This is a genomic window from Nostoc sp. WHI (assembly GCF_015714725.1).
Classification (GTDB): domain Bacteria; phylum Cyanobacteriota; class Cyanobacteriia; order Cyanobacteriales; family Nostocaceae; genus Nostoc.
In genome coordinates this window covers 1-10144 of sequence record NZ_WBKM01000321.1, presented here as the reverse complement: position 1 = coordinate 10144, position 10144 = coordinate 1, and the positions used below count along the sequence as shown (strand labels likewise).

Here is a 10144-nt window from a genome sequence, read left to right as displayed (position 1 = left end):
ATGGGCAACCAAATTTCTTCAATATTTATGTAATTTAAAGACAAAAATCTTTGAATCCTTTTTCTTCTACTTTCAAAAAGTATGGGGATAGGTAAAGCAGTAGCGAGTGTTTCAATGCTAACAGTTTTAATAGATTGTAATAAATTTATCAGGATTTTTAGTAATAAATATTCTGCACGTCCCAATTCTCGCTTGAGGTTTGTTTCGTAGAATTCAGGTAATATTATCATTAAATAGAGCTTGTTGCGAATGAATGCTCTTTTTGTTTTACCACAAATTGCTACACTCTTTGTAATATAAGCATTCTAGACCATTTTGTCCCCCTGCAAGATTTAACTGTTGTTGTAATTGCTCCACAGATTCAGCAGTGACAGCAAGGCGATGTTCAAAATGCGATCGCCCCGTACTAGCAGTAAAACAAATGTCTGCCAGAGACAATTCCGGGTGCGGTGCTAAAAAAGCTTCATAGCGCTGGGCTAAATCTTGCAAACCCTGCTCACTCTTTGCCGAAAGACTCAACAAGTGTAAAGGGCGTTCAATACTATCTTTTAAATTTTGAATTTGTAAAGGTGCTTCCTCGACAATGATATGACCATTAGTACCGCCGAAACCAAAAGAACTAATGCCTGCCAAACGAGGTTCTGTACTCACAGTCCAAGGTTGAAGTTCTGTGGGGATCGCAAAAGGTGTCCCACTCAAGGAAATGTATGGATTTAACTCTTTAAGATGCAGATGCGCCGGAATTTGTTTATGCTGTAGTGCTAGTACTACCTTGAGTAAGCTAGCCATCCCAGCCGCAGCTTCCAGATGACCAATATTTGTTTTGACTGAGCCAATCAAACAAGGCTGCTCGGTGCTGCGTCCCTCTGCAAGCACTGCTTTTAGGGATCTAACTTCAATCGGATCTCCCAAGGATGTACCAGTTCCATGAGCCTCAACATAACTAATTTGCGCTGGCTCTACTCCGGCATTTTCGAGAGCTTGGCGAATTACAGCCTGTTGGGAAGGACCATTGGGAGCAGTCAATCCATTACTCAGACCATCCTGATTAATTGCCGAACCTCTGATGACTGCTTGAATGCGATCGCCATCTCTAACAGCGTCTGCCAGACGCTTCAGCACAACAATACCGCATCCTTCGCCGCGAACATAACCATCAGCACTAGCATCAAAGGTCTTACAATGACCGTCTGCTGCCATCATCCGAGCTTGGGAGTAGATAATGGTCTGCTGTGGTGACAACATTAAGCTAACTGCTCCAACCAGACATAAATCTGACTCTGCATTTTGCAGACTACGACAGGCTAGATGTATCGCCACTAAAGACGAAGAACAAGAAGTTTCAATCGCCAAACTTGGGCCGCGCAGATTGAGCAGATAAGAGAGGCGATTTGCAGCAATACCAAGTGTATTACCCGTGCCATCGTAGGCATTGATGCGGTCTAAATCCTTGGAAACCAGAATTCCATAATCATAGTTGCCAATTCCAATAAAGACTCCTGTCTGACTACCAGAAAGATTGGAAGGTGCAATTCCGGCATTTTCCAAAGCCTCCCAAGCAACCTTCAGAACGACTCTTTGTTGGGGATCTATCCGCTCTGCCTCGCGGGGCGAAATACCGAAAAAGCTGGGATCAAAACCATCTACTCCTTCGATAAATCCGCCATAACGAGTACTCATTTTTCCAGGTGTGGCAGGTTCGGGATCGTATAAACTATCCACATCCCATCGTTCCGTAGGGATTTCGGATATAGCATCAATACCGTGATGCAAAAGATGCCAGAAAGCCTCCGGACTACTAGCGCCAGGAAAGCGACAGCCAATACCGACAATAGCTATGGGTTCCACTTAATAAGTCCTCAACACTTGTGTATTGCTGCTTTATATGATTGAAGGTGCGATCGCTCTAAGCAGTAACAGAGCTAGCGAACTGCTTAAAGGCTATTTGATTGCGTTTGACTGCCTTCTCTATCGATCCACCCTCAGCCATCACGCGCATTTCGCGGTTAACTGGCCATAGGTATTCAAGATGACCGAAGAAGCGTTTCAAATCATTCAGCAGAGTTTGTTGATATTTGAGATTGACATGGAAACCTTCGTGTTCTTGACACAAGCACTTTTCCATCCAATGAAGTGCTTCTTCCTGGGACATTTTATTAAATAGAGGAGATGTCAGCAGTCGATAATACGAAGGCATGAAATTGACATCATCTCGGAATGTGGCTGGTAGCGCCCCAGACAGTCCGCCCAAAAGCCCTCGTTGTAACAAATAGATAACAGCATTAGACAGTAGCTTCTCGTACACTGTTGGGTTGGGGAAATCCTTATATACCTCTTGGGCAATGGTTTGAGACATTGTGGTGTGGAAGGATTCATCCAACAAGTGATAATAAGATACAGCGATCGGATCGGGGATAAATTCACCTTTTTTATCCAGATCCCTGAACTGTTTGTAGTAGTGGTACTCGTATGTTTTTAACGACATATTTGCAACCATCCGCACCGAGTAATATTGAGCTGCTAAGAAGGGAGAACTACCCCAATTCAAACTCAAGTATTTAAATGCCGAGGGAGATGCAGTGAGTCCAGCCAGTCCACCGGTTGTTGTCGGAATTGAGTCACCTTTTTCGTTCAAGTACTGGGAATAGTAGTCCCCTTTACCCGGATGCATCAGTTTGGTGAGAAAGCGAAAGGTGGAATTCTGAAGTGCTTCTTTATTGGGAAGTTCTGGTAATTTGGATAGCAGATTATTGTTAGTCTGATTATTCAACTTTTTATGGAGAGGATTACCAAGGGACTCTTTACCCAATAAAGCAATCTTCGTCTTATAACCAATTTTATGGAAAGTGTTGATGTGGTAGCGTTCTTGACTGGTTTCAAAGTCTAGCTCTTGACAAAGAGTTTCATATCCCCCAACGTGAGCAAAAACACCGGATGTGATTTGGTTGTAGAGCATGGTATTTGCTTCAGCAGACGCAGTATGCTGATACTGCCCTACCCAGTAAAGATGGTTAAGAGCTAATTTTTGTGCCTGAGAAGCTTGTTCGTAGAGAGGGGTGCCATATAGAGTAGAAAGCTCGGGATCGCCCCAGAAATAATTATCGTTGCGGCTATAGTCAAAGTTTTTGCCCAGAGCTTCTATTTTCTCAGTGTAGTCAGATTCTTTGTTGTTATGATATGTTTTATCGATAACTTGAAAATGCTTCTTTTGTTTTTCCACTGGGACATTGAAAACTTTAGGTTTCTCATTCAATAAATTAGCTGTAGTCACGATTTTGCTCCTAAATCAAGTTTTTTCAAGTGAATCAAGCAAGATAGATTTCAAAGTCTTCAATTCAAATCGGCACTCAAATGTTTAACAAGACCTTCGATGGTTGGGTAATCGTAAAGTAAGGTGGGATCAACGTCGTATCCTAACCAATCTCCTAAGTCACCAGTTAAACCAATCGCTGCGGAAGAATCTAAACCATAGCGATCAAAAGGAATTGTAATATCAACTTCTTCGGGATCAACTTCTAGCAGTTCACCTAGATAAGAGATTGTCCAAGCTTGGATGTCTGCTGCTGTCCGTATCTGATTGGATGCATCGGTTTTGTTAATCTCTGAAACTTTAGACATGATGTTCACTTCAAGATTCTGCGTTTCCATTGTTTAATCTTTCGTTATGTATTGATGAGGATGTCTACTTTCTGCAATAAGATTGTTACAAGTTGAATGAGGTAACTTCTTTCGCCATCTTCTGCTTTTGATCTGAGTCATAAAAGCCGATTTTGTGAAGACGTGAGTTTGTTCATAGCTGTTTACCTGATGTTAATTGTCCTAACATAGAATCAACATCGGCTTGTAGATGCATAAACTTAGATTTATTCTGAGGATTCTCACTCCAATCCTCTACTACCTCTAAATTTCCCGAAAGAAATGCACTTCGACAGGCTTGACGACGAATCTTGCCACTAGAAGTTTTAGGAATACTTCCAGTCTTGACAAGTACGGTAGCGAAAACTTCTAACCCGTGGTGTGTGGTTACTGCTTGTCTGAGTTGTGCTATGACTTCTTGAACGTTTAACTTTCGCAGATAACTGCGTTCTACCTCCTGAACAATAACTAGTCGTTCAGAATTCTTGAAATCAACGGCAAATGCTGCTCCACAACCGACTCGTAGAGATGGGTGACTTTCTTCAGCAGTCAGTTCAATATCTTGTGGATAATGATTTTGCCCTCTGACGATAATTACATCTTTGAGTCGCCCTGTTATAAACAACTCACCATCTTGCAAAAATCCTAAGTCTCCAGTGCGAAGAAAGGGGACTGATGTTGGACTATCGCTAACACCGGGATCAGCTAAATATGCACAGAAAGTTTTCTCTGTCTCCTCAGGTTGATTCCAATAACCTTGAGCAACACTCGGGCCTGCTACCCAGATTTCTCCTACTTGCTCAGGAGCACATATCGTTAAGGAATGGGGATCAACAATGACGATCTTCTGATCAGTAGGACTTTGCCCACAACCTACTAGCGTCTGGGTATCTCCCTGACTTTCGTGCTGCTTCACAATTTGGTTTTGCTCTAATGCTGCTTTTTCTACGTTGCAAGTGATTGGTAAAGCTGTTTTTTCACCCCCGGTTACTATCAGAGTGGTTTCTGCCATACCGTAACAGGGATAAAATGCTTCCTTGCGGAAGCCACAAGGTCCAAAAGTAGAAGCAAAATGCTCCAAAGTCTCAGCCCGCACAGGTTCAGCACCAGTAAAGGCAACCTCCCAAGTGCTGAGATCGAGAGTTGCTAATTGTTCAGATGTCACCTTGCGAGTGCAAAGATCATAAGCAAAATTTGGCCCCCCACTAGTTGTAGCTTTGTAGTGAGATATTGCTTGCAACCAGCGAATTGGTTTTTGGAGAAACTCTACTGGAGACATCAGAATGCAAGGAACCCCTAAATATAAGGGCTGCAACACATTTCCAATGAGTCCCATGTCATGAAAAACAGGCAACCAACCAACAACAATAGTTTTATCTGTATGTCCGAAAGCTTTTTCGATCATCCGCTCGTTATGCATCAGATTACCATGAGTGATCATCACTCCCTTTGGTGTCCCTGTAGAACCGGATGTGTACTGGAGGAAAGCTAGGGTATTGCCGTTGAGTTCTTGCGGTTGCCATGCTTGCGCTACATCACTACTCAAATTATCAGTAGCTAGCCAATGCAATCCAGAAATTTCTAAATCCTCTTGATTAAAGCTAGTCTGGAGGCTATACAAAAGAGATGTGGAAGTAAGTACAATCTTGGCTTGGGCATCTGCTGCTATTGCCTGCAACCTAGATAACTTTTGATTTCGTCTGGGTGGATATGCAGGAACAGCAACAACGCCAGCATATAAACATCCAAAGAAAGCAGCAATAAAATCTAGACCCGGTTGATATAGAAGTAAAGCACGTTCACCAACAAAATTTAGAGACTGGAGACTAGCTGCGATCGCTTGTGCTTGTATATGTAGCTCTTTATAAGTCACAAATGCTGCTTCCGTTTGTGTACTTTGTAAAAAACTATAAGCTTTCTGTTCAGATTGATTTTGTGCTCTGTAACTCAACAATTCAACTAACGTTGAAAAATGGTGCTGTATTATCAAGTTATTAGAATAACTAATCATTCAATGCTCCTCTATGGGATTACATTTATTTCTGTAAGGCAGACATTTTAATTAAACTGGCCAAAAATTTTGAATATTAGCAGTTTGTTCAGCCTTTTTTAAAATGCTTATACTAAGAAGAATAATTTATCTAATTTTGCAACTCTTAATGATTTTATAACCCATGTTTGCAAAATTAATTTTTTATTTTCTATGTTTAGACTACAGTAATTTTTCTGATAAGTCAACAAAATTTCTAAATACACTCAAGACTCTGAACATACAAGCAATATAGCTTTTCAGATGATTAGAAAATGAAAAGTTACAGCGCAAAATCAAACATAATAACAAGTTCAGGTTATTGTGTTTAAATGTAATTTTCTCAATTTACTGCGGATTTCAACTTAGGTAAGCAGAAACAAAATAAGTCTCAAAGACAGGTATAAAGACTTTTAAAGTTATAGGTTTTCACTCTAAACGCTCAGACTTTACTCTTGAGTTCGGCTGTGAAGTTATTTTCAAGAAGCTTTTTTATTATTCGCCAATTTATCTTTAAATCATGATTTTGAAAAATTTTTGCTGTTCACAACATAGGATTGGAGGTACATAGATCAGTAATTTGCCAAGTGTCAGATTACCTAACCTAAGTTGCCAGGGCAAACGCATCTAAATTACTCTTGATCACAACGAAGGTCAAGAACCAACGAAAAAATCAGGGTTTCGCGTTTGATTATTTTTTATGCCCCAAAGCGATGCCTGCGGCGAGCTACGCCAACGCCTAAAATTTTCGCAACAAGCAAGAGTTAATGACATTAATTTTGACTCTATTGAGAATAGATTTTTCTTATTGACATGATGCGGCCGCCCTGCCTAAGTTGCTAGTAACGCAAGGCAGAACTCAAAATTCAAAATGAATGCAGCGTAAGCGTTTCATTCATTTTGAATAGGTAGTTTATTTCCGCTTGATTTTTAGGAAGAGTATGTGTTGTAATTGTAATTGGTTTTAATTGATGGCGAAGAGCCGTTGCATAAAAGTGCTACATCTAATTCTGAATTTCTCTTGGCCGAGATTTTGCAGAAAAGCGCATAGCAAGTTACCCCCAAAGGTTAGTTTTTTTGCCTCCTGATAAAACAACCACTAAGCTGGAATAATCCCTCTAGCAGTTTCGGAAACTGGGGGATATATTCCACTTTGGTCAGACCCTTAAATCAAAAATAACTAGCACTTAGGTCTATGAAGTACCTATTTGCACAGGAGAATGTTTGAGAAGGGAGATTAGTAAAGTTGATCAATTAAGCAAGTCAAATTTTTTATCCTATGATTAGCATATTTTGTTAATGCTTTCTACTAAAACCTGACTTTTCACGGTAAGTTCTCAAGCTCCCAAAAAGCGTGGCTTTTTTCACAGGCTAATTCTCAATAAATTTAAGTTAATGAAAATAGCCAACGGAGAAATCAGGGCTTGGGAAAGCATCAAAATGACCTTTTCTACATACAGTGAAAAGTCAGCTACTAAAACCACTAACAACAATACAATTATTTTTCGTTTAAAGCAAGACTTTTTTAGTCATAAATACTATTTCTATTTCTATAAAATTCAGTTTTTAATGAAACATAGAAAACGCACATTTTTTTAAATTTTTGATATTTTTTTAAACTTTAACTTTGCTGGATAGTTCTTATAAGCCTGTGTCTATATAGCTTTCAAGCTTTATGTGAGCTTCTGTTACTTCTGACTTTTCACGGGATGTGGAATAGCAAGTGGTTCGCGATAGATTATCGCGAACCACTTGCTATTCTTTATTATATTTGGAGGTTTCTTCGACTAAATCTTTTAAACCCTGTTTAAGAGTCTCAATCGAACGATCTAAAGCTTCAATTTTAGTCCTTGCAGTAATTTGTTCAATGGCATCTATGTAAGCTTGACTACCAGCCTTACCTAAATGCTTGTACTTGGAAAGCTTACCATCACTCCGAGTCGGAAATATTGGTGTTGTAGCATGTAGTTTATAGTACCAATAAAATTCTTTACGCCCCTTTGCTAGGTAACGAGCTACCCTACAACTAGGTGGCGCAATAGGCATTGAATTGTGTATGGCAGCGACTTCAAGTTCAAGACGCTCCAACATGTCGATAACTTTGTCTATACGCGATTGTAAATCCTCTTGGGCTATAGTTTTCCGGTCTTTCGGCATAAAATCAACATTCCGCGATTCGCGACTGTTTGTCGCGAACCATATTCCTCTATAACTTTGTTGAGTAACTAAAATCAATATATTCATTTTAGATTTTCATGTAGCAACCAACCTTGGCACAAGGTTTCTAATTCCAACCAACCTCGCCACAAAACTTGTATTCCAATAGGGCTATTCTTCCTATGTTCTAAGTATCCGCCGAGACGTGCAATTGCTCTAATTGCCCAGTCAACTGTAAGCTGTATCTGCTTTTTTTGTTTGGGTGGAGTACTAGCAAGTAGCACGTCCATTTGTATTTTTGTTAACACCAATTCTGCTGAACTGTGCGGGGAATTCCGGTGTAAATAAGTCATTCGCAGTAATTGTGCCGCAATCACTGTTAAAAAACCTAACATTGTTGACATACTCTCCCCTGCCAAGCGGTAACTTTCCGCTTTACAGCCAGATTTGAGGATTTTGTGATCCTCTTCTATCCGCCAGCGATACGTATACCACCGAAGGATTTGAGATGCTTCTGCCTGTGTTGTTACTAACTCGCTTGTCAGTAGCATCCACGTAACTGGTTCGCATCCGTCTGGCACATTAATCTCTGTCGCAAAGAGTGCGTAAACGTTAAAATTACCTGACTTTTTTAATCGAGAAGGAGGATTTATTGATACTGGACAATACCTGATTTCTAAAGTTGCAGTTCTTTCTTTTCGCTTTTTAGTTTCAGGTAATTCAACCTATGAATACAAACTGCACTTTTTGGGATGTTACATACTCCCATAAATAAGAGTTTTCTCCTTCTAAGCAACGATTGTGAGCGGCTCTGACAACTACACCTGTATTTTTATTTTTACGTTGAAGTGCGAATACTTCTGCAATATCTCCTTCACGGTCAAAGACATGAATCACTCTCGTGAGTAGTCCACCATCAGGCATTTCTAAACCCTTAAATAATTTGTTGACTTTTTGAAAAGCTTCAACCCATCGATAAGATTCTTTCTCCTTAAAAGCTCTATTCTTGGCGATTAAACGTTCTTTTTTTAACCGCTTCTTTTTTGCCGTAGATGTTTCCCCTGGTGGTGGAGATGCTTTGTGTTGTCGATGCCACAATTTCTCCCATAATAGTCCTAGTGGCTGACCAAAGTCTGGGTCTAGTGCTAAAGAACTATTGTTATATTAGTCCGTTCCCACCATTACCTGTAGGCCCATAATCATCTCTTTTTTCTAATATTTTTTTGTAATCAAGATAAGTTGTATCACCTACAGCTAATACTATTGGTATGCCATAAATCTGCTTAGAAGTCTGTTTAAAAGATGGCTGGGTCAATTTCTCAAAAGTTGTTTTGGGGTTAGAAAAGAATTCGTAACCACGTTTTAGATCACTAGCGCTTTTAAATATTTGTGATAAAGGCTCACCATATTTTACTTTTAAAGCCTCCGCAATTAACACTGCTCTGTTGGTCAGACGTTTGTCACCAAAATCACAATTGCGGTACGGGTTCGCTTCTAATAGTTTCATTTGCACCCCAAAATACTACACTACAAGCACCTTACATTAGAGGACGCAAATCATCTTAAGTTCAAAGGATTGGTTCGCGATAGATTGTCGCGAACCAATCCCCTTTTCCACATCCCGTGAAAAGTCAGATTTATGGTTAGGTGGTTTTAGAATCAACCAAAACCTTGATGAACAGGTAGTGGCAGAAAACTCAGAAAATTCATGGCAGCATCTGTTGATAGGAGATGTTTCCTCTCATCGCAGAGACAGACTGACTTGGCAGTTTATGTGGTTCGATGATGTCGAGGATCTGGTTGCTAAAGAACCGTCACAATTTTTGCCGCCTACAAACTTTGGATAATTTTAGAACTTACGCATTGACAGAAAAGTGATACTATGCAGTAAATCCCAACTTCTGTGATAGGTGTTCTAAAATAAAGTCACGAGCTACTTGAAGAGATAAATTTCTTTGGAGTTCATACCAATTTTCAATTAACTCTTCTACCCGCATTAATTCTAATTGTGTAAAAGCTCGAATTGCGCTAAAAAAGTGAGTTCTAATTGCCTCAGATGTCCTCACCATAAATCGACCAATACCACATACTTGTTTAATCGCTCTGTGGTAGCATTCAATCCCCCAATCAGCAATTCTCATTTTGAAAACAAAAGAAGATAAAGTCCTCTTGTTTACATAGAGAACTTCTGTCTAATTATGATTTATTTGAAAGATAATCATAATAATTAACTGAAGAGAAACAATTTTAAAAATCTGCCCATGAAAAAATAGATTTCAACTTATAAATATAGCTGAAATTCCGACCTACTTTGTAAATTCT

At 39.7% G+C, this 10144-nt stretch carries 8 protein-coding genes and 3 pseudogenes; 1 reads left to right on the top strand and 10 read right to left on the bottom strand.

Annotated features, from left to right (window positions below; genetic code table 11):
- From F8S12_RS41240 to F8S12_RS32700, 9 genes and pseudogenes are all read right to left on the bottom strand, one after another.
- Positions 1 to 224 (bottom strand): annotated as a pseudogene (locus tag F8S12_RS41240) (IS4 family transposase); the annotation flags it as partial.
- 43 nt (positions 225 to 267) lie between these two features.
- Positions 268 to 1848, bottom strand: a pseudogene (locus tag F8S12_RS32735) (type I polyketide synthase); the annotation flags it as partial.
- Between the two features lie 58 nt (positions 1849 to 1906).
- Positions 1907 to 3271: a hypothetical protein gene (locus tag F8S12_RS32730; RefSeq protein ID WP_196520438.1), complete on the bottom strand. Its 1365-nt coding sequence runs from the start codon at positions 3269 to 3271 to the stop codon at positions 1907 to 1909.
- 59 nt (positions 3272 to 3330) lie between these two features.
- Complete coding sequence (locus F8S12_RS32725; protein ID WP_196520437.1) at positions 3331 to 3648, bottom strand: acyl carrier protein; 318 nt, start codon at positions 3646 to 3648, stop codon at positions 3331 to 3333.
- A gap of 142 nt (positions 3649 to 3790) precedes the next feature.
- On the bottom strand, positions 3791 to 5647 hold the full coding sequence (locus F8S12_RS32720; protein ID WP_196520436.1) for a fatty acyl-AMP ligase: 1857 nt from the start codon (positions 5645 to 5647) through the stop codon (positions 3791 to 3793).
- 1773 nt (positions 5648 to 7420) lie between these two features.
- Positions 7421 to 7822 (bottom strand): hypothetical protein, encoded by a 402-nt coding sequence (locus tag F8S12_RS32715; RefSeq protein WP_196520435.1) that lies wholly within the window; start codon positions 7820 to 7822, stop codon positions 7421 to 7423.
- A gap of 83 nt (positions 7823 to 7905) precedes the next feature.
- Positions 7906 to 8496, bottom strand: a complete 591-nt coding sequence (locus tag F8S12_RS32710) for an IS4 family transposase (RefSeq protein ID WP_196520440.1) — start codon at positions 8494 to 8496, stop codon at positions 7906 to 7908.
- A 46-nt stretch (positions 8497 to 8542) separates the two neighbouring features.
- The gene (locus F8S12_RS32705; RefSeq protein WP_196520434.1) at positions 8543 to 8920 is read right to left on the bottom strand and encodes a hypothetical protein; all 378 of its coding nucleotides are present in this window, start codon (positions 8918 to 8920) and stop codon (positions 8543 to 8545) included.
- 61 nt (positions 8921 to 8981) lie between these two features.
- Positions 8982 to 9329: an IS4/Tn5 family transposase DNA-binding protein gene (locus F8S12_RS32700; RefSeq protein WP_196520433.1), complete on the bottom strand. Its 348-nt coding sequence runs from the start codon at positions 9327 to 9329 to the stop codon at positions 8982 to 8984.
- Positions 9330 to 9507: 178 nt separating this feature from the next.
- Here F8S12_RS32700 and F8S12_RS32695 point away from each other — a divergent pair, with 178 nt between their 5' ends.
- The gene (locus F8S12_RS32695) at positions 9508 to 9669 is read left to right on the top strand and encodes a hypothetical protein (protein ID WP_196520432.1); all 162 of its coding nucleotides are present in this window, start codon (positions 9508 to 9510) and stop codon (positions 9667 to 9669) included.
- 33 nt (positions 9670 to 9702) lie between these two features.
- Here F8S12_RS32695 and F8S12_RS32690 read toward each other — a convergent pair.
- Positions 9703 to 9948, bottom strand: a pseudogene (locus tag F8S12_RS32690) (IS701 family transposase); the annotation flags it as partial.
- Between the last annotated feature and the right edge of the window lie 196 nt (positions 9949 to 10144).